The following is a 24110-nucleotide window of genomic DNA, read 5'->3' as shown; positions in this document are numbered from 1 at the left end:
GCTCGTTTGCCTGTAATCGTCACACACGGACGTAAGCAGCGAGTGTCTCGGGAAGCAGCGGTTTCAGTTCGTGCACGCCTTCGACCGCGTAGGGCCGCAGCAAGGCGTTGCGCCAGAATTCCTGCTGGGGCAGTTCGGTCAGGCCTGCGAGGGCGACCAGAATCAGCACCAGGATGACCCCGCGTACGAGGCCGAACATCAAACCCAGCGAGCGGTCCACGCCGCTCAAACCGGAGGCCTGCACGAGCCGGCTCAGCAGCGCGTTGGCGACGCCCACCACCAGCATCACGCCGATGACCAGCAGAGCAAAAGCCAGCAGCCATTGGGTCAGCGCACCGCCCGGCCACCTGGCCGGCATATACGGCACCACATAGCCGACGAAACGGCACGCGATCAAAAACGCTGCAACCCAGCCGATCAGCCCGAATACCTCGGACAGGAAACCGCGCCAGGTGCCCCGCAGGGCCGACAAACCGATCACCGCCATTACAGCGTAGTCGAAGGCAGTGAACATCGCTGACTTACTGTGCCAAGCCGCTGTTCGCGCCGGACGTCAGCCCGGCTGCGCGAACCTTCGCAATGGCCGCCGTCGCGGCCGCGCGGTCGGCGAACGGGCCGGCGCGCAGCAGTGTCTGGGTTGTCCCATCCGTCTGCTTCCGACGTTCGGTATATGCGGGCACGCCCGCCGCTTTCAACTTGACCGCCCAGGCTTTTGCGCTGGCGTCGTCCGGGAACGCGCCCAACTGTACGGCGAAACGGCTGCCCGGCGGCGACGCCGGCGTGCCGGAATCGGCATCTGCGGCGGCGGCATCGGTGCTGTTGGCTGTGTTGGCGCTGGTCTGGTTGGCGGCGCTCTGGACCGGCGCGGGCGGTGTCTTGACCGGTTTCGCGGCCTTGGCCGAAGCGGACGCTGCCGTTGCAGCCGGCGACTTGTTCGCGGCGATTGCCGGGGCTTGCGGCTTGCTGCTCTTGCCGGCCGGCGCCGCAGCCGTACCTTGCTGCGTCATCGCATTCGCGGTGGCCGGGGCTGCCGGGGCTGGGGCCACGCCAGAGGCTGCGAGCGAGCTATTGGCGTTGTCCGGCGCCGGATTGTCGGGGGCGACACCCGCCTGGGTGTCTACATCGTCGGCGGCCGCTTTGGGCGCCGGACGATTGGGGATATCGATAGCGATATCGTCCGTAACGGGCTTCGGGTGCGAATCGAGCACCATGGGCAGAATCACCACGGCGGCGACCACCATCGCGATGGCGCCTACCAGGCGGCGGCGCGCGCGCTGCTTTTCGGGCAGCGTGGGGTCGAGCAGCATCGCATCGGCGTCGGGCCGTTCCGTGCGGCGGGTTCGCCGCTCCACGCGCTCGCCACGGGCGGCCCGGGTGGAACTGGTGTTTGCGCTACGCCGGGTAGGCGCGTCGTCTTTCTTGCCGAACGAGAAAATTCCCATGAATGGCTTGGTTCGAGGCTGCCGCCCGTTCAGTGTTGCTGCGATTTACGGTAGGCCATCACGCCGGCTACCGTATAGAAACTGCCGAAAACCACGATTCTATCATTCTCCGTGGCTCGTTTTAGCGCGTCTTGAAAAGCCTCCGCGGGTGAAACGTAGCGCGTGACGCTGCTATCCGCGCCATCGGACACGCCAGATTCCCGCAAAATCGCTTCGAGATCCTGCGCGGACGCCGCTCGCGGGCTGGGCAGGTCTGTGACGCACCAGTGGTCGACCTCGCCTTTCAGGTGTTCGACCACGCCGGCAATGTCCTTGTCGTGCATCGCGCCAAATACGGCGTACGTGTACGGAAAATAGCCCATATTGCCGAGATTCTGCGACAACACGGCGGCGGCATGCGGGTTATGGCCGACGTCGAGCACGATCGCCGGCTTGCCCGGCAGCACCTGGAAGCGGCCCGCCAGTTCGACGTTGGCGAGGCCGAGGCGAATGTCCTGCGCGGAAACCGGCAGACGGTCGCGCAAGGCTTCGAGGCCCGCCAGCGCCGCCGAGGTGTTGATGAGCTGGTTCGCGCCGCGCAGCGCCGGATACGCAAGCGCCGAGCGGCGCATGGTACGGCCCACGTAACTCCACTGCTGACGCTCGCTGCCCGCCTGGCCTTCGTAGCGGAAATCGCGGCCAAATAGCCACAGATCGGCGCCGATCTGCTCCGCGTGGTCGATCAGCGTCTGCGGCGGCACGGGGTCGGCGCAGATCGCCGGCTTGCCGGGGCGGAAGATGCCGGCCTTCTCAAAAGCGATCTTCTCGCGCGTATCGCCGAGGTATTCGGTGTGATCGATGTCGATACTCGTGATGATCGCGCAGTCGGTATCGAGGATATTGACCGCGTCGAGCCGGCCACCGAGACCCACCTCTAGAATCACCGCATCGAGGCCACGCGAGGCGAACAGATGCATGATCGCCAGCGTCGTGAATTCGAAATACGTCAGGGTGACCGGTTCGGCCAGGCTCAGACGGGCCGCCTCGACCGCTTCGAAATGCGGCAGCAGGTCGGTGTCGCTGGCCACGGCACCGTTCACGCGCGCGCGCTCGTTGAACGACAGCAGGTGCGGCGATGTATGGCAGCCCACGCGGTAACCGGCGCGCAGCAGGATCGTTTCGAGGATCGCGCAGGTCGAGCCCTTGCCGTTGGTGCCGCCCACCGTGATCACCGGACAGTCGAACGACAGTTGCAGCGCGTCGCGCACCTTGCCGATCCGCGTCAAACCCATGTCGATACCGACCGGATGCGCGGATTCAAGGTGCGTGAGCCACGCGTCGAGAGTGGGGAATGAGGTCATCGGATGAGTCGGTTAGGCGGTGAGGCTGGGTTGCGCGGATCGCATCGCGGCGAGACCGCGATTATCCCGGAAATGACTGCGCGCCGCTTGATGACCTCTCGCGGCGCGCTGTTTTTTGCTCCGCCGTGCGTTGGGGCACGGCGTCAATGCTGAGGTGGTACGGACGGCGCTCAGGCCACCGCGTCGGCCGGCTGGCGGGACATCAGCGCCATCAGGCGAGCGATTTCCTCACGCAGCTTGCGACGGTCGACGATCATGTCGACCGCGCCCTTCGTCAGCAGGAATTCGGCGCGCTGGAAACCTTCCGGCAGCTTTTCGCGCACAGTCTGCTCGATCACGCGCGGGCCGGCAAAGCCGATCAGCGCCTTCGGTTCCGCGATCACCACGTCGCCGAGGAAGGCGAAGCTCGCCGACACGCCGCCCATGGTCGGATCGGTCAGCACCGAGATGAACGGCAGCTTGGCGTCGGACAGCTTGGTCAGCATTGCGGTGGTTTTGGCCATCTGCATCAGCGACAACAGGCTTTCCTGCATCCGCGCGCCGCCAGAAGCGGTGAAGCAGATGAACGGCACGTTCTGCTCGAGCGCGTTCTGCGCGCCGCGCGCAAAGCGCTCGCCGACCACCGAACCCATCGAGCCGCCCATGAACGAGAACTCGAAGCAGGCCACCACGCACGGCAGCGTGTGAATCGCGCCGCCCATGACGACCATGGCGTCGGTTTCGTCGGTTTCTTCCATCGCCTCTTTCAGGCGGTCAGGATACTTGCGGCTGTCCTTGAACTTGAGCGCGTCGACCGGCACGATTTCCTGGCCGATTTCGTAGCGGCCTTCCGGATCGAGCAGGCCGTCGAGCCGCTCACGCGCGCCAATGCGCATGTGATGGTCGCACTTCGGGCAAACGTGTAGATTGGCCTCGACGTCGTTGCGGTACAGCACCGCTTCGCACGACGGGCACTTGATCCACAGGCCTTCCGGAATCCCTTTACGGTTTTTCGGATCGGTTTGCTTGATTTTGGGCGGCAGCAGCTTGTCGAGCCAGCTCATATTGATTCCTTCCTGGGTCTTCGGTACGCATAACGGCGGGGACGAAACCCCGCCGCAAGCCTACAGCAGACAAAAAGTAACGGTTATCGGGCGGTCGCGCCAATGCTGTCCAGCGCCTCGCGCACTTCCGCGATGAAACTCGTGAGGGTTTCGGCGGCCGTGTCCGGCGAGGCTTTTTCGAGCAATTGCACGATACGGCTGCCGATCACGACGGCATCGGAGACTTCGGCCACCGAACGCGCCGTCTGGGCGTCACGGATGCCGAAACCGACGCCCACCGGCAGGGGAACGCGCGACTTGATGGCCGGGATTTTACTCGCGATGCTGGAAACGTCCAGATTTGCCGCTCCGGTGACCCCCTTGAGCGACACATAGTAGACGTAGCCGCTGGCGATTTTGCCGACTTCGGCGATGCGTTCGTCGGTCGAGGTGGGGGCAAGGAGGAAGATCGGATCGATACCGGAAGATCGCATCTTTTCGGCGAAAACCACCGACTCTTCCGGTGGGTAATCGACCACCAGCACGCCATCCACACCGGCGCCCTTAGCCGCGGCCGCGAATGCATCGACGCCCATTCGCTCGATCGGATTGGCGTAGCCCATCAGCACCACCGGCGTCTTTTCGTCGCGCTCGCGGAATTTTTTCACGTCAGCCAGCACGTGACGCAGCGACACGCCGTGCGCCAGCGCGCGTTCCGACGACGCCTGAATCACCGGGCCGTCGGCCATCGGGTCCGAAAACGGCACGCCGAGTTCGATCACATCCGCGCCGCCGGCGGCGAGCGCGTGCATGAATTCGACGGTGCGGGCCGGGTCCGGATCGCCAGCCGTCATGAACGGGATCAGTCCTTTCTTGCCCTGCTCAGCCAGGGCTGCAAACGTGTTCTTGATACGGGACATGGAAATTCTCTCGAAAATGGTTTACTGCGCGTTCGCCGCTGTTTGCTGCTACTTGGAGCGTTTCTTGACCCGGTTCGACGCCATTCGGCGCTTCACCCAGCCTTGCTCAGGTTTCAGCAGCCACAGATGCGACCGGCGCAACGGTTTCGTTTGGCGCAGCCTGCGCGGCCGCGCTGACGCGTTCGCGCGCTATCGCGCAGTAACTTTCATTGATTTCATAGCCGACGAATTCGCGCTTCTGACGTGCACAAGCAACTGCGGTGGTGCCACTCCCCATGAACGGGTCGAGCACGCGGCCGCCCGGCGGGCAGCTCGCGAGCACCATCCGCTCGACGATTTCCAGAGGCTTCTGGGTCGGATGATCGACGCGTTCGGCATGTTGCCGATGCAGCCGCGACACCGACCAGACGTCCTTCGGGTTATAGCCAAGCTCCAGCCACTTGCTGCCTTCGAACAACTTGCGCGAACGCGCCTTCTTCGTGATGGCATCGTACGGGATGCGGACGGGATCGAGATCGAAATAATAATCTTTCGACACCGCGAAAAAGCCGATGTTGTCGTGCACGGACGTGAAGCGGCGGGTGGTGCCGCCCATGCTCGGCACGCGCCGGTCCCAGATGATCTCGTTGACCATCGTGAGGCGGGTCTTCAGGAAGCAGAAGATCTCCGGCGCGTACTGCCACGTGCAAAAGATGTACAGCGAACCGGACGGCTTGAGCTTCGGGATCGCCAGCTCGAGCCAGCTACGCGTCCAGGCGATAAAGTCGTCGCCCGAGCGCATATCGGAATCGTTGCCATAGTCCTTGCCGAGCCCATACGGCGGGTCGGCAAGAATCAGGTCGATCGAACCGTCCGGCAGGTTCGCCACATCGGTCAGAAAATCGCGGTTCAAGAGCTGAATACCGGCAGGCACCACAGGCAACGCCGCCGAAAGCGCCGGTACGGGCGCTTCGGTGGCTTCGATCTGGGCGGCTTCTCCGGCCTGGGCCATCACGGCTTGCGCCGTCGTGGCTTCGGCCGTTTCAGCCTCGGTGCCTTCGATTGCCGGTTGCGGCTCGTCGAACTCGTCGCGCATCGTCGCGGCGCTCAGAACGTGATACCCGATCGCTCGGCGACCGTGTGCATGTCCTTGTCGCCACGGCCCGACAGATTCACCAGAAGGCACTTGTCCTTCGGCAAGGTCGGCGCGAGTTTGGCCGCGTAGGCCAGCGCATGGCTCGATTCGAGCGCCGGAATGATGCCTTCGATCCGGCAGCAATCGTGGAACGCCTTGAGCGCCTCTTCGTCCGTGATGCCGACGTATTGCGCACGGCCGGTTTCGTGCAACCAGGCGTGCTCGGGACCGACGCCCGGATAGTCCAGCCCCGCCGACACCGAATGCGTCTCGATGATCTGGCCGTTTTCGTCCTGCAGCAGGTAGGTGCGGTTGCCGTGCAGCACGCCCGGGCTGCCGCCGATCAGCGAAGCCGCATGGCGGCCCGTATCCAGACCATCGCCGGCGGCTTCAACGCCGATCAACTGCACGTCTTTATCGTCGATATACGGGTAAAAGATGCCCATTGCGTTCGATCCGCCACCCACGCACGCAATCACCGCGTCCGGCTGACGGCCAACCAGTTCCGGCATCTGCACCTTGCACTCGTCGCCGATCACGCGCTGGAAATCGCGCACCATCATCGGATACGGATGCGGCCCCGCAACCGTGCCGATGATGTAGAAGGTGTTTTCGACGTTGGTGACCCAGTCGCGCATCGCCTCGTTAAGCGAGTCCTTCAGCGTTTTGGAGCCCGACTCGACCGGCACGACCGTCGCGCCCAGCAGCTTCATGCGGTAGACGTTGGCGGCCTGGCGGCGCACGTCTTCCGAACCCATGTAGACCACACATTCCATGCCGAAGCGCGCGGCGATCGTCGCCGTGGCGACGCCGTGCTGCCCCGCGCCGGTTTCCGCGATGACGCGCGGCTTGCCCATGCGCTTGGCCAGCAATGCCTGGCCGATCACGTTGTTGATCTTGTGGGCGCCGGTGTGGTTCAGATCCTCACGCTTGAGGAACACCTGCGCGCCGCCGAGCAGTTCGCTCCAACGCTGTGCGTGATAAATGGGGGACGGGCGGCCAACGAAATACTTCAGTTCGCGCTCGTATTCGGCGACAAACTCGGGATCTTTCTGGAATTTTTCGTAGGCTTCACGCAGCTCGTTGAGTGCGTGGACTAGCGTTTCAGCGACGAATACGCCGCCAAATTGGCCGAAATGGCCTCGTTCATCGGGCAAGTTATACATGATGTCACTCTTCTCAGTGTGCCGGGCGGCTCCGTTCGGAGCCTGCCGCCGGCTGAATCACTCTGCGTCCGCCGCGCGCACTGCGCGTACGAACGCCGCCATCCGGGCGTGATCTTTGACGCCCTTGGCGCCCGTTACTTCGATGCCGCTCGAGACATCGACCGCGTACGGGCGCACGCGATGAATCGCATCACTGACGTTTTGCGCGTTCAACCCACCACTCAAAACGGCCCGACGCGCGAGCTCTGCTGGAATAAGTGACCAATCGAAAACCTTCCCGCCGCCGCCATAGCCTTCGACATGGGTGTCGAACAGAAGGCCGCTGGCTGCCGCATAGTTAAGCGCCGATTTTACCAAATCGGCTTGCTGAGTATCAGCCCCAACGCGCAAAGCACGCAACCAAGGCAAACCCGCAACATTGGCGAGCGCCTCGCACTGCTCGGGCGTCTCGTCGCCGTGGAACTGCAGCAGGGTGAGCGGAATATTGCTGACCACCTCGCGGATCCATTCGGGTGACGCATTCACGAACAAGCCCACCACCGACAGAAACGGCGGCACGTCCCGCACCAGTTCCACCGCCTGCGCGACGCTGACCGAGCGCGGGCTGGGCGGATAGAACACCAGGCCGATCGCGTCCGCACCGAGGTCGATGGCGTGCGCCACGTCTTCGGGCTTCGAGAGCCCGCACAGTTTGATGCGGGTCCGATGCGGCGCGGCGACGCGCGGCGTGTCCTGCTGCTGGGGCGCACCGACTGCGGCCGGCTGGGTCAGATTGCTTGTATTCATGATTCCGGTAACTCGGTCCATACGGTGCTCCACGGCACACTTCCCGACTGCGCGGCGGGCACCGCGAATTCCTCAGGATAGCCCACCTGCGCGAGATACAGGCCGTCGGGCATGAAAGTGGGCGCTGCCTGGTTGCGGTCACGGCTCGCCAGCACCTCGGCCATCCATGCGGCCGGATGCCGGCCACGCCCGACCGCCACCAGGCAACCCATCAGGTTGCGCACCATGTGATGCAGGAACGCGTTGGCGCGAAAACGGAAGTGGATGAAGTCGCCCTGCTGCCGCACGTCGATCTGGTGGAGGTGCTTGACCGGTGTCTTCGCCTGGCATTCCGACGAGCGGAACGCGGAAAAGTCGTGCTCGCCGATCAGGTGGCCGGTTGCAGCGCGCATTGCTTCGACGTCGAGCGGCGTGTGTATCCAGCCGGCACGGGCGGCCAGCATAGGCGAGCGCACCGGGTGGACATACAGCGCGTAGTAGTAGGTCCGCTCGAACGCCGAGAAGCGCGCGTGGAACGTGTCCGGCATGGGCTTGGCCCACTGCACCGCGACTGTCTTCGGCAAAAACGCGTTGGTGCCGCGCACCCACGAAAAATCCGTGCGGTCGAGTTCGGTGTCGAAATGCACCACCTGACCGAGGCCATGCACGCCGGTATCCGTACGACCGGCCACCACCGTCTGCAAAGGCGTCTGCGCGAATTCGCGCAGCGCCCGCTCCAGCGCGTCCTGAACCGTCTTGCCGTGCGGCTGCGACTGCCAGCCGCAAAAGGCCGAGCCGTCGTACTGGATCCCTAGCGCAATCCGCGTCACGGCCGGCATTACGACAGGGGCGACAGCGTCGACAGCAACGCGCGCGCTTCGGTGCGCGTGGCGGCGTCGTTCGCAGCGATGACTTCGTTGATCAGCGCCCGCGCGCCGGCCAGATCGCCCAGTTCGATGTATTCCGAGGCCAGATCGAGCTTGTTGCGGGCAATCCTGACGAGATCCTGCGGCGTGAACGACGGCAACGGCTGCGCGGGGCTTGGCGGCAATTCCAGATCGAAGTCCAGATTCAGCGCGCCGAAGTGCGCCGCGCCCAGCCCGGCGACTGCGGCCGAGCCTGCGGTGCCGGCAGCGATTTCGTCGTTAGCATGGCGAGGCTCAGCGGGTTGCGGCGGGACGGCCTGCTGGGCCGTGATCTCGGGTTCGACGACCGGTTGCGTCGAGAGCGAGGCCGGCGGGGTCAACGGAGCCGGCGGCTCGATGCGGGGCGGCAAGCCCATGTCGAGGCTGCTGAATGCGTCGACTGCGGCGCGCGGGAAGCTGTTTGTCGCGGTCGGCTCAGCGGGGATGTCCGCGAACGGTGCTTCTGCGTTTGCTTCTGCGTTTGCTTCTGCGTTTGCTTCTGCGTTTGCTTCTGCCTCGGCCCCGAGCTCCGGCTCCGGTTCTGGCGCTGACGGGAAAGCAGTGTCAGGGGCGTGCGGAGCGGCAGGTTCTTGCGAAGGGGCTTCTGTGTGAGGTGCCGGGTCGAGCGCGCTGGGTTCTGCGGGTGCTTCCAAATGCGCCGCAGTCGTATCGAAGTGCTCGTACGACGTGGGGTTGAACGCCGGCTCGTCACGGAGGGTTTCGTCGAACGGGGAATCCGTTCGCGGCTCGCCAAGGGGCGCCGGCGCGCCGAAATCCATTTGCGGCAGCGGCGGGTTGTGGCTTGCTTCCTGCTGGCCGTCGGGAATTTCCTCAGGCGAATGGGCTGCGGCCGGGTTCCATTGGTCAGCGTCGGACGGTGTGGCGTGGCTCAATTGTTCCGCGGCTTGTTCGGCCGCGTGGTCGAGCTGCGACGGCGACGCTTCGGAGGACGCGTGCTCAGCGGCCTCGAATGCCGACGGCGCGGCTAGTGCGTCCAGATCGGATGCATCGCCGTGCGTCTGCGGCGCGCTTTCGCTGACGAACGAGGTTTCGTGGGCCGGTGCGTCGTGTGGAAGCGGGGCCGGTTCCTGGTCCAGCGTCGCGCCGCGCAGCGCTGCGTCACGTGCAGCGGCTTCTCGCTCCGCCGCCTCCTGCACGGACGATTCGTGCGCAGCCACCTCCCGCGCAGCCACCTCCCGCGCTGCCGCCTCACGCTCCGCCGCTTCACGAGCCGCCGCTTCCGGCGATACCGCGGCCACGGCCGCTACGTCGCGCGCATCTTCGTCATCGGCTAGGGCGCGCTCATGCGCGCCAATGTCTTCATGCGGCGCTACGTCGTCTCGCGAAACAACCGCATCAGATCCATCGCCTCCAGCGCGTGCGGTGGCAACAGCCTCCGCCGGCGTCACGCGTTTCTTACGCCGACGCAGTCCGAACGCGGCGAGCAACGCCACCAAGGCCGCCCCGATTGCCGCGGCAAAACCCAAGTCCACTGGGGACAAGTCCACATTGCCCACGGTCACATGCGAAGTCGCCATGCCGCCATTGCCCGGCACGCCGGGGGCGGAGGCGGGGGCTGTCACTGCGGCAGCACTTGTTGCCTGAGTACCTGCCGTCGCCACACCGCCCGCTTGCGCGGGCTGCGCCGGCTTGCCGCCGATGCCGTGCTTTTGCAATTCCATCAGCACCCGGCTCTTCAGCGCCAGCAATTGCTGGAGACTGGAAACCTGAGTCGGAGCTTGCGCCACCGGCGCGGCTGCGGAAGGCGCGGACGGCAGCGCCGCCGATGCACCCGCCGCCGGCGCGCTAGTCGAAGGCTGGATAGCGCCCGTCCAGACGTGCGCGCCACTTGCTTGCGCTGGAGGCAACGCGGTAGCAGGCACCGTTGACGAGGCACCCGCAGCCGCAGGCGTAGACGCAGCCGCCGAAACAGCACCTTCAGCGACCGCACCCGGCGCACTGCCCGCCAGCGGCGCGCTCGCGACAGCGGCCGTCGCCGAACTCGCCTGAAGCGGTGCGCTTGCAACAACGGTCGCAGCCGGAGCCGCGTGCGTCACAGCACTTGCACCATTCGCCTGAGCCGCCGCAACCGACTGCGTCGCGGCACTGGCCGGCGTAGCCGTAGCCGCAGCCGACGATGCAGGCGCCGCCGCAGCCGTCGAACCCACCGCAGCCCCCGAACCGGCCGCCGCACCCGAAGCCCCCACCGCCGCGCCCGTCGCATCCAGCGCCGGAATCGTCAGCACCGCGCCCAACCGCAAGCGGCTCGGATCGTGCGACATGAACGCATTGGGATTCGCATCGAACAAGGCCTTGGAAGCACGCGCCAACGTCGCACGGTCGTGCGACTGCGTGGCGGCAATCGCCACGTCGTTGAGCGACTGCCCCGGGCGAATCGTATATTGGCTGCCGGCTTCGAGCGGCGCCGAGGCCGCAACTGCGGCCGCCGCGCTCGCCGCGTCCGCCGTCGCGGCCTGCGCGCCGGATGCACCGGTCAAGGTCCATGCAAGCGCCGCCGCGGCTGCGATCCGGCACACACGGCCACGTGACATAGCGTGAAGGGAAGAGAGTCGAACGATCATCGGGACGACAGGCGCGTCAGCGCTCAGCCCTTGTTTGCAGTTGAATTGGGACAAGATTTTCGGAGCACACAATGAAAAAAGCGCCGCGCGAGCGCGACGCTTTTTGAGTTTTTACGCGTCTTAGGCGCGTAGTTTACTTTACTTGTCGAGCAGAATGCGCAGCATCCGACGCAGCGGTTCAGCAGCACCCCACAGCAACTGGTCGCCAACCGTGAATGCCGACAGATATTCGCCGCCCATCGCGAGCTTGCGCAGACGCCCAACCGGCACCGTCAACGTGCCCGTCACCACGGCCGGCGACAGATCGCGGATCGACGCTTCACGCTCGTTCGGCACCACCTTGACCCAGTCGTTGGCCGAGGCGAGGATGCTGTTGATTTCGTCGAGCGGCACGTCCTTGTTCAGCTTGATGGTCAGCGCCTGCGAGTGGCAGCGCATGGCGCCGATGCGCACGCACAGGCCGTCCACCGGAATCGAACCCGGTGTGCCCATAGCCGGCTTGCCAAGGATCTTGTTGGTTTCCGCGCCGCCCTTCCACTCTTCCTTCGACATGCCGTTGCCGAGGTCCTTGTCGATCCACGGAATCAGCGAGCCGGCGAGCGGCACGCCGAAGTGATCGGTCGGCATGCGGTCGCTGTTCATGGCAGCCAGCACGCGGCGGTCGATGTCCAGAATCGCCGACGACGGATCCGCCAGATCTTCCTTCGCCGAACCGTACAGCGTGCCCATCTGCTGCAGCAGTTCGCGCATGTTTTGCGCGCCCGCGCCCGATGCGGCCTGATACGTCATGGCCGTCATCCAGTCGACGAGGTTTTCGCGGAACAGACCGCCCAGCGCCATCAGCATCAGGCTGACCGTGCAGTTGCCGCCGATAAAATTCTTCTGACCCTTCACCAGCGCGTTCTTGATGACGTCGAGGTTGACCGGATCGAGAATGATGACCGCGTCGTCCTTCATGCGCAGCGACGAAGCCGCGTCGATCCAGTAACCGTTCCAGCCCGCTGCGCGCAGCTTCGGGAACACGTCGTTGGTGTAGTCGCCGCCCTGGCAGGAAATGATGGCGTCGCACTTCTTCAGGTCGTCGATGCTCGAGGCATCTTTGAGCTTGGTCTCGTTTTTAGCGAACGACGGCGCGTTGCCGCCCGCGTTGCTGGTGCTGAAAAACACCGGTTCGATCAGATCGAAATCGCCTTCCTGTTGCATACGTTGCATCAGGACGCTGCCGACCATGCCGCGCCAACCTACGAGACCTACGTTCATGACACTTACCCTTCGAGTGGAGGCTTCCCCGCATCTTTGCCCGCAGTGACCGCGCGGGGAAGATGGGCGGGCACGACGGACGATCAGCGAATCGTGATCGTTTTCGGGGTAATCGTTTTGACGAGCGTTTTGATGCTGATGGCGAGCTCAACCACACGGGCCGTTTTGCCGTGGTGGATAGAAATCGAGGTGATTTGGGGAATCGTCGCCATCGGCACAGTCTACACGAAAACCGGATTTAGGCGGTCTGATTGACCGCTTTTGCGCGTGAATGGGCCGGATTGCAGCCCATTCACGCTTGACTACCCTGTTCAACTCACAAAGCGCCGCGACACTGTACGGCGCTTTGACAACACCACCGCAACGACCTTAAAGCGCGGCGACGACGGCATCGCCCATCGCCACGGTACCGACCTGCTGGCAGCCAGGCGTGAGGATGTCGCCGGTGCGCAAGCCTTGCTCGAGCACCTTCTTCACCGCCGTTTCGATGCGGTCAGCCTGCTCGGCCTTGTTCAGCGAAAAACGCAGCATCATCGCGGCGGAGAGGATGGTAGCCAGCGGATTGGCCACGCCCTTGCCGGCGATATCGGGCGCCGAACCGTGCGACGGCTCGTACAGGCCCTTGTTGTTCTTGTCGAGCGAAGCCGACGGCAGCATGCCGATCGAACCCGTCAGCATGGCGGCCTGGTCCGAGAGGATGTCGCCGAACAGGTTGCCGGTCACCACGACGTCGAACGACTTCGGCGCCTTCACAAGCTGCATTGCCGCGTTGTCGACGTACATGTGCGACAGCTCGACATCCGCGTATTCCTTCGACACGTCGATCATGATGTCGCGCCAGAACTGCGACGTTTCCAGCACGTTGGCCTTGTCCACCGAGGTCACTTTCTTGCTGCGCTTTTGCGCCGCCTGGAACGCGACGTGCGCAATGCGGCGCACTTCCGGCTCCGAATAACGCATCGTGTCGAAGCCTTCCTTCGCACCGGCAAACAGACCGTCCGGCGCCTCGCGCACGCCGCGCGGCGTGCCGAAGTAAATGTCGCCATTCAGTTCGCGCACGATCAGGATGTCGAGGCCCGAGACGATTTCCGGCTTCAGCGACGAAGCGGCCGTCAGTTGCGGATAGCAGATCGCCGGACGGAAGTTCGCGAACAGTTGCAGGTGCTTGCGCAGACCCAGAATGGCCTGTTCAGGACGCAGGGCGCGTTCGAGCGAATCGTACTTCCAGTCGCCGACGGCGCCGAACAGGATCGCATCGGCTTCTTTCGCCAATGCGAGCGTCGAATCGGGCAGCGGATGACCCTTCGCCTCATAACCCGCGCCACCGACGGGCGCCTCTTCGAGCTCGAACTTTTCGCCGAGCACATTCAGAACCTTGACGGCTTCCTTGACGATTTCCGGACCGATGCCGTCGCCGGGCAACACTGCGATCTTCATGCGAATTTCCTTGATTGTTTTCTCTTGAAGCGGCGCTGAGCGCACAAACTCAACCCCGCCGCGAACAACGCGTGTTTAACCGACGATGCGGTGGCCGAGCCACGGCTGCTTCGTCAGACGCTCTGCTTCGAACTGGCGGATCTTGTCGGCGTGGCGCAGCGTGAGGCCGATGTCGTCGAAACCGTTCAGCAAGCAGTACTTGCGAAAGCCCGCGACTTCGAACGGATACTCCGTGCCGGCGCCGACGCGCACGACTTGCGCCTCGAGATCGATGGTCAGCTCGAAGCCGTTGAACGCGTAGGTCTCGTTGAACAGATGATCGACCTGTTGCTCGGTCAGCACGATCGGCAGCAGGCCGTTCTTGAAGCAGTTGTTGTAGAAGATGTCCGCGAAGCTCGGCGCAATGATGGCGCGGAAGCCGTATTGCTGCAGCGCCCACGGCGCGTGCTCACGCGAGCTGCCGCAGCCGAAGTTCTTGCGCGCCAGCAGGACCGACGCGCCCTTATAGCGCGGCTGGTTCAGCACGAAATCCGGATTCAGCGGACGCTTCGAGTTGTCCTGACCCGGCTCGCCGTGGTCGAGATAACGCCATTCGTCGAACGCATTCGGGCCGAAGCCGGTGCGCTTGATCGACTTCAGGAACTGCTTCGGAATGATCGCGTCCGTGTCGACGTTCTCGCGATCCAACGGCGCCACAACGCCGGTATGTACGATGAATTTATCCATGGCCCATCACCCACCAGAGTAGAGACCGGCGGCTGCGACGCAATGCGCGCCGCCGGTGGATTCGAAAGTAGCGCGGGCTTAGCCGAGCTTGCGAATATCGACGAAGTGACCTTCGATGGCGGCAGCCGCTGCCATGGCCGGGCTCACGAGGTGGGTACGCCCACCTGCGCCCTGACGGCCTTCGAAGTTGCGGTTCGAAGTCGACGCACAACGCTCGCCCGGATCGAGCCGGTCGGCGTTCATGGCGAGGCACATGGAGCAGCCCGGTTCGCGCCATTCAAAGCCGGCGTCGGTGAACACCTTGTCGAGGCCCTCACGCTCGGCTTGCGCCTTCACCAGGCCCGAGCCCGGCACCACCATCGCGAGACGGATGCTCGGCGCCACGCGGCGGCCCAGCTTGCGCACGACGTAGGCCGCTGCGCGCAGATCTTCGATACGCGCGTTGGTGCACGAGCCGATAAAAATCTTGTCCGGCTTGATCGATTCAATGGGCAGATTCGGTTCGAGCGCCATGTACTTGAGCGCACGTTCCATGGCGTCGCGTTTAACCGGATCTTTTTCGCGTTCCGGATCCGGCACGCGGCCGTCGATTGCGGTCACCATTTCCGGCGACGTGCCCCACGTGACCTGCGGCACGATTTCCGCAGCGTTCAGTTCGACGACGCGATCGAAATTCGCGCCGTCATCCGACTTGAACTGCTTCCAGTATTCGACCGCGTGCTCCCACTCGATGCCTTCCGGCGAGAACGGCCGGCCTTTCAGGTATTCGACGGTGGTGTCGTCAACCGCGACCATGCCGGCGCGTGCGCCCGCCTCGATCGCCATGTTGCAGACGGTCATGCGGCCTTCCATGGTGAGCGCGCGGATTGTCGAACCGCCGAACTCGATGGCATAACCCGTACCGCCTGCCGTGCCGATCTTGCCGATGATGGCGAGTACGATGTCTTTCGCGGTACAGCCGCGCGGCAGTTGGCCTTCGACCTTCACCAGCATGTTCTTGCTCTTCTTCTGCAAGAGCGTTTGCGTGGCCAGCACGTGCTCGACTTCCGAGGTGCCGATGCCGTGCGCGAGCGCGCCGAACGCGCCGTGCGTGGACGTATGCGAGTCGCCGCAGACGATGGTCATGCCCGGCAGCGTGGCGCCCTGCTCCGGCCCGATGATGTGCACAATGCCTTGACGCAGGTCGTTCATCTTGAACTGCGTGATGCCGTACGAGTCGCAGTTCGAATCGAGCGTGTCCACTTGCAGCTTCGACACCGGATCGGCGATGCCATGGCTACGGTCGGTGGTGGGCACGTTGTGGTCGGAAACGGCCAGATTCGCGCTGATACGCCACACCGGACGCTCAGCCAGCTTCAGGCCTTCGAACGCCTGCGGGCTCGTCACTTCGTGCAGCAGGTGACGGTCGATATAAAGAATCGTCGTACCGTCTTCTTCCGTGTGGACCACGTGCGTGTTCCACAATTTGTCGTAGAGAGTCTGTGCCATGGTATGCGGGGGTTGTGGTGACTGCGGGCAAGCTGTGTGTGCGATCGATTATGCCACGCTGATCCCGTTTTTTGCGCGCTGTTTAGCGGAAAAACCCAGAAAAAACAGGGAGTTGGGTGGTAGTAGCGATACCTGTATCGGGGGTGCCCGTTAACCGGGGAAGGTGGCAAAACTGCCGTTGATGCCTGGCCCGTCATTCGAAATCCTGGCCCGCTGCAAAACCAAGTTGCGTACGCCCCAACGCCGTCAAATCGCTCTCCTGCGCGCGTCCCACGAAGTCCGTTTCAAAGTGATCCGCAGGAAAATCCGGCGGGCTCTCGCCGCGCAGGAAGCTCGGCAATTGCCGCTTTAAATAAGCTTCGTTCTTCGCACACCACGGCGCGGACGCGATGTACATCACATTGCTGTAGCCGCTGCCGCGATGCACGTCTTCCACCGAATGCACGACGTCGCTGTGCCAGAACACGGCATCTCCGGGCTGCATGTGCGGAATCGGCGTGACGGCTTCCAGCAACAGGCTGTGCCATTCAGGTTTGATCGACAACGCACGCGCCGGTTGTGCACCGCACAGTTCGTCTTCAGGGACGTCGTCTTGCAGCGCGCGCAGCACCACATAGGCCATGGCGTTTGCGATAGGGATCAATTGCAGCGTGCCGTCGCCCGGGCCTTGCGGCGTGAGCGCCGTCCAGCCCTGAAACGTGCGGAACATCGAGCACACCGCGGGCGAGGGAATTTCCTGCACATCGGGACGGAAGGCGGCGTCGAACGGATCGTAGGCGCGCCAGTTGCCCGACAGCACATGACGAAACACCTGGCGGAAATTCGGATCGAGCCAGCGCTCGACCGAACCGCCGTCCACATGCGGCGACAAACCAAGCGACTCCGAACCCGGCGGCCGACGGCGAACGCGGTCCGCGTAGGCAGGCACACGCTGCGGATCGAAATGCTGGCGTCCTTCGCTTTCTGCGCGCCACAGGCGGTTCAGAAACACGCGTGTGTGGGTCAGCGGCTCGGACTGCCGTGCGGCGACCTGTGGCTTCGACCAGTACACACCGTAGATTTGCGGCTTGCTCGAGGACAGGCTGCCGAAATACTTGTCCTCCGCGCGATGTGCGAGCTTGTCGTCGAGGTTGTTCCGCTCCACGTAGTGCGCGATTTCATCGTTCCAGTCGCTCGCCTGGCCCGGATCGAACACACGTCGCACCACACACGCGCCGCGCGTTTTGATCTGTTCGATGGTGCGCTGATCCACGTCGTTGGAGACAATCGACTTGTAGTCGAACACGGGAATCGCATCGTGCTGCATGTTGCGATCGCGGTGGATGGCGTCGACCTGCTGCCTGATTGCACCTTCGACTTCGCGAAACACCTGCGCGTAGTCCGGCAACGCGGCGCGCAGGGCGCGTTTGGTCGTACGGATCGCCTCGGGCAGGTCGTCGATGATCAGCGGCATGGCTTGTCTCCTTGGGTTTGTTTGGCGCGTATGGGTAATGCGTTTGGGTAGCGCGTTTGGGTAGCGCGTTTGGGTAGATTAGGCAGCTTCGGCCCCGGCAGCGCATACCATTCGGCCAACTATCGATACAATTCAGACATCGCCGTCTCCCCTCCGCGGCCGGGTGCTTGCCATGAAACCCCAATACGAACGCGTCACGATCCCCGACGGCTGCTCAGTGCGCGTGTATCACCGCCAGCTCGCGCAGATTCCGTTCGAATGGCACCACCACCCCGAATACGAACTGACGCTGACGATGAATAGCCGCGGCCGTCGTTTCGTGGGCGACCATATCGCCGATTACGCGGGCGACGATCTGGTGCTGGTGCCGCCGGACATGCCGCACACGTGGGCGTCGTCTGACCCGATCGATTCTGAGTCGCCTCAGGTGGCGATCGTGGTGTGGTTCAGCGGTGACTGGGCGAGGCGAATGGCCGATTGCTGTCCTGAGTTCGCGCTGCTGCGCAAGCTGTTGCGGCGTGGTGCGCCCGGACTGCACTTTGGTCAGGACGCCACTGCGTCGGTGCGTGCGAAGGTCCACGGACTGCTGGATGCGGAACCGCGGGTGCGGCTGGCGGCCGTGCTGGAGATTTTGGCGCAACTGGCCGAGGCGGGGGCGGAACCGCTAGCGTCTCCGTCGGCGCATCTGAAGGCTGCCCCGCGCGCCGGGTCGCGCGAGGCCGGCGTTGGCTCTGTGCGTGGCCTCGGCGACGAAGCGGGGGGAGGCACGACGCCCCGACCACGCAACGCCTCCTCCACGGCGTTTAGGGCGGGCGGCACGGCCTCCGAAGCGGAGCGCCTGAATCGTGTACTCGATTTGCTCGACCGGCGCTTTAGCGAGCCATTGCGGATCGCAGAGTTGTGCGCGGTTGCGAATCTGTCGGAACGCTCATTGCATCGGCATTTTGTGCGTCACGTCGGCGAAAGCGTCGGCCGGCATCTGACAAGGCTGCGCATCAGCTATGCAACGCGGCAACTGACCGATACGACGTGGCCGATTTCAGTCATCGCCGTCAGAGCCGGGATTCCCAATCTCGCCAATTTCAACCGTCTGTTTTTGTCGGCGCGCGGGATGACGCCTAGAGCGTATCGCGGCTTCTTCGAAACCCATGGGCATGCGCCGCAGGCCGTCGCTCAGCCGGGGTTGCAAACGAGACCACCGTCGTTGGAGCAGGTGAAGGTGAAGGCGAAGACGCGCCCCGGAATGCGATCCAGCTAGCGTCTTTGTTCGCTCCATAAAAAAACGCCCCAACGTTCAACCCGTTGGGGCGTTTCCTTTTAACCTCAGCGGCAGCCTCACGCACAACTCACAGCGGCCTAAACCGCCACGACGTCCTACGCAAATGCAGCGGCCATCAACCGCTTAGCGTGCCGAAATGGGCTTCGCTTCACGCGGCGTATCGCCGACGAACAGCTGACGCGGACGGCCAATCTTCTGTTCCGGATCGGCAATCATTTCGTTCCACTGTGCAATCCAGCCCACCGTACGCGCCATCGCGAAGATACACGTGAACATCGAGGTCGGGATGCCCAGCGCGCGCTGCACGATACCCGAGTAGAAATCGACGTTCGGGTACAGCTTGCGCGACACGAAGTACTCGTCTTCCAGCGCGATCTTTTCCAGCGCCATGGCCAGCTTGAACAGCGGGTCGTCATGCAGACCGAGCTCTTCCAGCACTTCGTGGCAGGTTTCGCGCATCAGCTTCGCACGCGGGTCGTAGTTCTTGTAGACGCGGTGACCGAAGCCCATCAGCTTCACGCCCGAGTTCTTGTCCTTCACCTGCTTGATGAACTCAGGGATGTTGTCGACCGAGCCGATCTCTTCCAGCATGTTCAGTGCCGCTTCGTTCGCGCCGCCGTGTGCCGGGCCCCACAGGCAAGCGATACCGGCTGCGATACATGCAAACGGATTCGCACCCGACGAGCCGGCCAGACGCACCGTCGAAGTCGACGCGTTCTGTTCGTGGTCCGCGTGCAGGATCAGGATACGGTCCAGCGCGCGCACCAGCACGTCGTTGACCTTGTACTCTTCGCACGGGTTCGAGAACATCATGTGCATGAAGTTCGCGCTGTACGACAGTTCGTTCTTCGGGTACGCAAACGGCTGACCGATGCTGTACTTGTAAGCCATCGCCACCAGCGTCGGCAGCTTCGCGATCATGCGAATGGCCGACACGTCACGGTGACGCGGATTATTGATGTCCAGCGAGTCGTGATAGAACGCCGACAGCGCGCCGACTGCAGCCACCAGAATCGCCATCGGGTGCGCGTCGCGACGGAAGCCGCGGAAGAAGAAGTGCATCTGCTCGTGCACCATCGTGTGCTTCGTGACGGTGTCGACGAATTCCTTCTTCTGCGCTTCGTTCGGCAGTTCGCCCTTCAGCAGCAGGAAGCAGGTTTCGAGGAAGTCCGCGTTCTGCGCGAGATCGTCGATCGGGTAGCCGCGGTACAGCAGCTCGCCCTTGTCGCCATCGATGTACGTAATGGCCGAGTTACACGCCGCCGTCGACATAAAGCCCGGGTCGTACGTGAACTTGCCGGTCTGGCCGTACAGTTTGCGGATGTCGATCACGTCCGGGCCCATCGTGCCCTTGTAGATCGGCATTTCAACGCTCGGCGAGTTGTCGCTGAACGATAGCGTGGCTTTAACATCTGACGGGGTCATGGCACATCCTCAATCGAAGTATGGAAACAGGGTTTCGATAATTGCACGCGTGGAACAACGGACTGGCTTCTCTCAAGCAGTTCGCAGCAGCTCCAGCACCCGGATCACATCCGGGTCTGCAAGGTCGCCTTCCGGTTCCTTGCGCGCGAGTAGCAAGTCCATCAGGTCGTTATCGCTCAGCTCAAGCAGGCGCGTGAGGGCACCTACATCGGCGTCGCTGAGGTCATGCTCGTATTTGCCGAAAAAACGCTCGAAAATCAGATCGTTTTCCAGCAGGCCACGCCGGGCGCGCCAGCGAAGGCGCGCCCGCCGAAGCGGGTCGGCTTGATGCGATTGCTCCATCTCAGACTGCACGGCGAACCATCAATTCCTTGATCTTGCCGATCGCCTTCGTCGGGTTGAGGCCCTTCGGACACACATCGACGCAGTTCATGATCGTATGGCAACGGAACAGACGGTACGGGTCTTCCAGGTTGTCGAGACGTTCGCCGGTCGCTTCGTCGCGGCTATCCGCGATGAAACGATAGGCTTGCAGCAGGCCTGCCGGGCCGACGAACTTGTCCGGATTCCACCAGAAGCTCGGGCACGACGTCGAGCAGCTTGCGCACAAGATGCACTCGTACAGGCCGTCCAGCTCTTCGCGTTCTTCCGGCGACTGCAGACGTTCCTTTTCCGGCGGCGGCGTATCGTTGATCAGGTACGGCTTGATCGAGTGATACTGGTTGAAGAACTGCGTGAAGTCGCAGATCAGGTCGCGCACGACGGGCAGGCCCGGCAGCGGACGCAGCACGATCTTCTGCGGCAGGTCGTTCATGTTGGTCAGGCACGCCAGACCGTTCTTGCCGTTGATGTTCATTGCGTCCGAACCGCACACGCCTTCACGGCACGAGCGACGGAACGACAGCGTTTCATCCACTGCTTTCAGCTTGAGCAGCGCGTCGAGCAGCATGCGTTCGTGCGAGTCGATTTCGATCTCGTACGATTGCATGCGCGGTGCTGCGTCCTTGTCCGGATCGTAGCGGTAGATTTCAAATGTACGCTTGGCCATTTCTGAATTCCTTTGACTTGTGCCTTAGAAGGTACGCGCTTTCGGCGGCACCGATTCGACGGTCAGCGGTTGCATGTGAACCGGCTTGTAGTCGAGGCGATCGCCTTCGCTGAACCACAGCGTATGGCGCAGCCAGTTTTCGTCGTCACGATGTTCGAAGTCGTCTTGTGCGTGCGCACCACGGCTTTCCTTACGCGCTTCTGCCGACACCATCGTGGCGCGGGCCACTTCGATCAGGTTCGCCAGTTCCAGCGCTTCGACACGTGCCGTGTTGAAGACCTTCGACTTGTCCTTCAGATGGATGTTGTCGACGCGCTCAGCCACTTCGCGGATGCGCTCCACACCTTCAGCCAGCAGCTTCGAGGTACGGAACACGCCAGCGTGCGCCTGCATCGTGGCGCGGATGTCGTTCGCGACGTTCTGCGTGTATTCGCCCGACGAGGACTTGTCCAGCTTGTCCAGACGCGACAGCGCGAAGTCAGCCGCATCGGCCGGCAGCGGCTTGTGATCCTTGATTTCCTTCACGTGCTTGACGATGTGGTTGCCGGCCGCGCGGCCGAACACCACCAGGTCGAGCAGCGAGTTCGTGCCCAGGCGGTTCGCGCCGTGGACCGACACGCACGAGCATTCGCCGACCGCGTAGAAGCCGTTGACCGGATCTTCGTGACCTTTCGACGTGCCCACCACCTGGCCGTGAATGTTCGTAGGAATACCGCCCATCTGATAGTGGATGGTCGGCACAACCGGGATCGGCTCTTTAATGCAATCGACGTTCGCGAACTTCAGTGCGATTTCGCGGATCGACGGCAGACGCTTCATGATCGTCTCGGCGCCGATGTGCGACAGGTCGAGCAGCACGTGATCCTTGTTCGGACCTACGCCGCGGCCTTCCTTGATTTCCTGGTCCATCGAACGCGAAACGAAGTCGCGCGGCGCCAGATCCTTCAAGGTAGGCGCGTAGCGTTCCATGAAACGCTCGCCGTTCGAGTTACGCAGAATGCCGCCTTCGCCGCGCACGCCTTCGGTAATCAGCACGCCCGCGCCGGCCACGCCGGTGGGGTGGAATTGCCAGAATTCCATGTCTTGCAGTGCGATACCCGAACGCGCAGCCATGCCCAAGCCGTCACCAGTGTTGATGAACGCGTTGGTGGAAGCTGCGAAGATCCGGCCTGCGCCGCCCGTAGCGAACAGCGTGGTCTTGCCTTCGAGGATGTAGACGTCGCCCGTTTCCATTTCCAGCGCGGTCACGCCGAGTACGTCGCCTTCGGCGTCGCGGATCAGGTCCAGCGCCATCCATTCGACGAAGAACTGCGTCTTCGCTGCAACGTTCTGCTGGTACAGCGTGTGCAGCAGCGCATGACCGGTCCGGTCAGCAGCCGCGCAAGCGCGTTGCACCGGCTTTTCGCCGTAGTTGGCCGTGTGGCCGCCGAACGGGCGCTGATAGATCGTGCCGTCCGCATTGCGGTCGAACGGCATGCCCATGTGTTCCAGTTCGTAGACGGCGTTCGGTGCTTCGCGGCACATGAACTCGATCGCGTCCTGGTCGCCGAGCCAGTCGGAACCCTTGATCGTGTCGTAGAAGTGATAGTGCCAGTTGTCTTCGCTCATGTTGCCGAGCGAAGCGCCGATGCCGCCCTGAGCCGCCACTGTGTGCGAACGCGTGGGGAACACCTTGGACAGCACGCAAACCGACAGACCGGCGCGCGCGAGTTGCAGCGATGCGCGCATTCCCGAGCCGCCTGCGCCGACGATAACCACGTCAAACTTGCGACGCGGCAGAGAATTCTTGATTGCAGCCATTCTTTTATACTCTCCAGAGAATCTGCGCAGCGTAGCCGGCACACGCCAGCAGCCAGACGATCGTCAGGGCCTGAAGGGTGAGGCGCACACCGACGGGCTTGATGTAGTCCATCCAGATGTCGCGAATACCCACCCACGCGTGGTAGAACAGGGACAGCAGCGTCACGAAGGTGGCGAGCTTCATCCATTGCGTCGCGAAGATCGACGCCCAGCCGTCATACGAGAAATCTTGTGCGCCGAAGAACCACACGAGCAGGATGATCGTGTAGATCGCCATGATGGTGGCGGTGATGCGCTGTGCGAGCCAGTCGCGCAGACCGTAGTGCGCGCCGACGACGAGACGCTTCGGGCCGATTCGGTTGTTAGCTGCCATTTTTTTAGAATGCTCCGAAGAGTTTGAGCGCGAATGCAATCGTCAGAAGCGACGAGACGACCAGCACGATGATGGAGGTTTGCTTGCCCTTCTCTTTAGTCGTGAGGCTGTGGCTCGTGTCCATGAACAGGTGACGTACACCGGCGCAGAAGTGGAACAGAAAGGCCCACGCGAGAACCAGCGTGATGAGCTTGACGATGATGTTGGAGAGGAAGCCCTTGAACACATCGAAGCTGAGCTCTGACGTAAGGCTTTGATCGAAGAGGTACAGCAGGAACGGAAGAAAAACAAACAGCAGCCCACCGCTTAGGCGATGGAGAATCGACACACGCCCCGCTAGTGGGAGGCGATACGCCGTCAATATTTGCCCGATACCGATGTTCCGGAACTCCGGTCTCGGTTTTTTTACGGCTTCAGCCATGCTAGACCCCTACTATGTAGTAACACTAATCCGCAATTTTAGCGCCTTTTTATATCGCGCTGCAGCGAAAAACCCCACAGGTCCTTTACTGCTCACGCGATAATGGCGGCGTCAAGAGGGTGCCGCGCGCTACGCCGCTCACCC

General features: G+C 63.1%; 23 protein-coding genes. 1 reads left to right on the top strand and 22 read right to left on the bottom strand.

Features of this window, described 5'->3' with window-relative positions; genetic code table 11:
• Positions 1 to 19 precede the first annotated feature (19 nt).
• The 16 genes from P3T42_RS35780 to P3T42_RS35705 form a co-directional block, all read right to left on the bottom strand.
• Positions 20 to 514, bottom strand: coding sequence for a CvpA family protein (locus tag P3T42_RS35780; protein ID WP_074294090.1), 495 nt, complete (start codon positions 512 to 514; stop codon positions 20 to 22).
• Positions 515 to 521: 7 nt separating this feature from the next.
• Positions 522 to 1442 carry an SPOR domain-containing protein gene (locus P3T42_RS35775; protein ID WP_074294089.1) on the bottom strand — a complete coding sequence of 307 codons (921 nt, stop codon included), beginning with the start codon at positions 1440 to 1442 and terminating at the stop codon, positions 522 to 524.
• A 29-nt stretch (positions 1443 to 1471) separates the two neighbouring features.
• Positions 1472 to 2782, bottom strand: a complete 1311-nt coding sequence (gene folC / locus P3T42_RS35770) for a bifunctional tetrahydrofolate synthase/dihydrofolate synthase (RefSeq protein WP_074294088.1) — start codon at positions 2780 to 2782, stop codon at positions 1472 to 1474.
• 170 nt (positions 2783 to 2952) lie between these two features.
• Positions 2953 to 3825: an acetyl-CoA carboxylase, carboxyltransferase subunit beta gene (accD, locus tag P3T42_RS35765; RefSeq protein ID WP_074294087.1), complete on the bottom strand. Its 873-nt coding sequence runs from the start codon at positions 3823 to 3825 to the stop codon at positions 2953 to 2955.
• Between the two features lie 83 nt (positions 3826 to 3908).
• Complete coding sequence (gene trpA, locus P3T42_RS35760) at positions 3909 to 4724, bottom strand: tryptophan synthase subunit alpha (protein ID WP_429308676.1); 816 nt, start codon at positions 4722 to 4724, stop codon at positions 3909 to 3911.
• A 106-nt stretch (positions 4725 to 4830) separates the two neighbouring features.
• Entirely contained in the window at positions 4831 to 5799 is a 969-nt protein-coding gene (locus tag P3T42_RS35755) for a DNA-methyltransferase (protein ID WP_074294085.1), read from the bottom strand.
• An 11-nt stretch (positions 5800 to 5810) separates the two neighbouring features.
• On the bottom strand, positions 5811 to 7004 hold the full coding sequence (gene trpB, locus P3T42_RS35750) for a tryptophan synthase subunit beta (RefSeq protein ID WP_074294084.1): 1194 nt from the start codon (positions 7002 to 7004) through the stop codon (positions 5811 to 5813).
• A 57-nt stretch (positions 7005 to 7061) separates the two neighbouring features.
• A complete protein-coding gene (locus P3T42_RS35745) occupies positions 7062 to 7811 on the bottom strand; it encodes a phosphoribosylanthranilate isomerase (protein WP_429308675.1) in 750 nt (249 codons plus the stop codon).
• Positions 7787 to 8608 carry a tRNA pseudouridine(38-40) synthase TruA gene (gene truA / locus P3T42_RS35740; RefSeq protein ID WP_429308674.1) on the bottom strand — a complete coding sequence of 274 codons (822 nt, stop codon included), beginning with the start codon at positions 8606 to 8608 and terminating at the stop codon, positions 7787 to 7789. The genes P3T42_RS35745 and truA overlap by 25 nt, the downstream gene beginning before the upstream one ends.
• The gene (locus P3T42_RS35735) at positions 8608 to 11211 is read right to left on the bottom strand and encodes a FimV/HubP family polar landmark protein (protein ID WP_429308673.1); all 2604 of its coding nucleotides are present in this window, start codon (positions 11209 to 11211) and stop codon (positions 8608 to 8610) included. The genes truA and P3T42_RS35735 overlap by 1 nt, the downstream gene beginning before the upstream one ends.
• 183 nt (positions 11212 to 11394) lie before the next feature.
• Positions 11395 to 12516, bottom strand: coding sequence for an aspartate-semialdehyde dehydrogenase (gene asd, locus P3T42_RS35730; protein ID WP_074294082.1), 1122 nt, complete (start codon positions 12514 to 12516; stop codon positions 11395 to 11397).
• An 83-nt stretch (positions 12517 to 12599) separates the two neighbouring features.
• Positions 12600 to 12728 carry a hypothetical protein gene (locus tag P3T42_RS35725; RefSeq protein WP_290439557.1) on the bottom strand — a complete coding sequence of 43 codons (129 nt, stop codon included), beginning with the start codon at positions 12726 to 12728 and terminating at the stop codon, positions 12600 to 12602.
• Positions 12729 to 12885: 157 nt separating this feature from the next.
• Positions 12886 to 13953: a 3-isopropylmalate dehydrogenase gene (leuB, locus tag P3T42_RS35720; protein ID WP_429308672.1), complete on the bottom strand. Its 1068-nt coding sequence runs from the start codon at positions 13951 to 13953 to the stop codon at positions 12886 to 12888.
• 75 nt (positions 13954 to 14028) lie between these two features.
• Positions 14029 to 14679, bottom strand: a complete 651-nt coding sequence (leuD, locus tag P3T42_RS35715) for a 3-isopropylmalate dehydratase small subunit (protein ID WP_074294080.1) — start codon at positions 14677 to 14679, stop codon at positions 14029 to 14031.
• Between the two features lie 78 nt (positions 14680 to 14757).
• Positions 14758 to 16167 (bottom strand): 3-isopropylmalate dehydratase large subunit, encoded by a 1410-nt coding sequence (gene leuC / locus P3T42_RS35710; RefSeq protein WP_074294079.1) that lies wholly within the window; start codon positions 16165 to 16167, stop codon positions 14758 to 14760.
• Positions 16168 to 16360: 193 nt separating this feature from the next.
• A complete protein-coding gene (locus tag P3T42_RS35705; RefSeq protein WP_429308671.1) occupies positions 16361 to 17620 on the bottom strand; it encodes a DUF1479 domain-containing protein in 1260 nt (419 codons plus the stop codon).
• A gap of 172 nt (positions 17621 to 17792) precedes the next feature.
• On the opposite strand from P3T42_RS35705, the gene P3T42_RS35700 reads away from it, so the two are divergent.
• Complete coding sequence (locus P3T42_RS35700; protein ID WP_429308670.1) at positions 17793 to 18878, top strand: helix-turn-helix domain-containing protein; 1086 nt, start codon at positions 17793 to 17795, stop codon at positions 18876 to 18878.
• Between the two features lie 144 nt (positions 18879 to 19022).
• On the opposite strand, the gene gltA is transcribed toward P3T42_RS35700, so the two are convergent.
• From gltA to sdhC, 6 genes are all read right to left on the bottom strand, one after another.
• Positions 19023 to 20324, bottom strand: a complete 1302-nt coding sequence (gene gltA / locus P3T42_RS35695) for a citrate synthase (RefSeq protein ID WP_074294077.1) — start codon at positions 20322 to 20324, stop codon at positions 19023 to 19025.
• A 72-nt stretch (positions 20325 to 20396) separates the two neighbouring features.
• Positions 20397 to 20666: a succinate dehydrogenase assembly factor 2 gene (locus tag P3T42_RS35690; RefSeq protein WP_074294076.1), complete on the bottom strand. Its 270-nt coding sequence runs from the start codon at positions 20664 to 20666 to the stop codon at positions 20397 to 20399.
• A 1-nt stretch (position 20667) separates the two neighbouring features.
• A complete protein-coding gene (locus tag P3T42_RS35685) occupies positions 20668 to 21372 on the bottom strand; it encodes a succinate dehydrogenase iron-sulfur subunit (protein ID WP_074294075.1) in 705 nt (234 codons plus the stop codon).
• A 24-nt stretch (positions 21373 to 21396) separates the two neighbouring features.
• Positions 21397 to 23172 (bottom strand): succinate dehydrogenase flavoprotein subunit, encoded by a 1776-nt coding sequence (gene sdhA, locus P3T42_RS35680; RefSeq protein WP_074294074.1) that lies wholly within the window; start codon positions 23170 to 23172, stop codon positions 21397 to 21399.
• A 4-nt stretch (positions 23173 to 23176) separates the two neighbouring features.
• Entirely contained in the window at positions 23177 to 23545 is a 369-nt protein-coding gene (sdhD, locus tag P3T42_RS35675) for a succinate dehydrogenase, hydrophobic membrane anchor protein (protein ID WP_074294073.1), read from the bottom strand.
• A 4-nt stretch (positions 23546 to 23549) separates the two neighbouring features.
• Positions 23550 to 23966: a succinate dehydrogenase, cytochrome b556 subunit gene (sdhC, locus tag P3T42_RS35670; protein WP_074294072.1), complete on the bottom strand. Its 417-nt coding sequence runs from the start codon at positions 23964 to 23966 to the stop codon at positions 23550 to 23552.
• Positions 23967 to 24110: the final 144 nt, after the last annotated feature.

It is taken from the genome of Paraburkholderia sp. GAS38, assembly GCF_050434965.1.
Lineage (GTDB): Bacteria > Pseudomonadota > Gammaproteobacteria > Burkholderiales > Burkholderiaceae > Paraburkholderia > Paraburkholderia phenazinium_A.
This window is presented reverse-complemented; position numbering and strand designations above follow the sequence as displayed.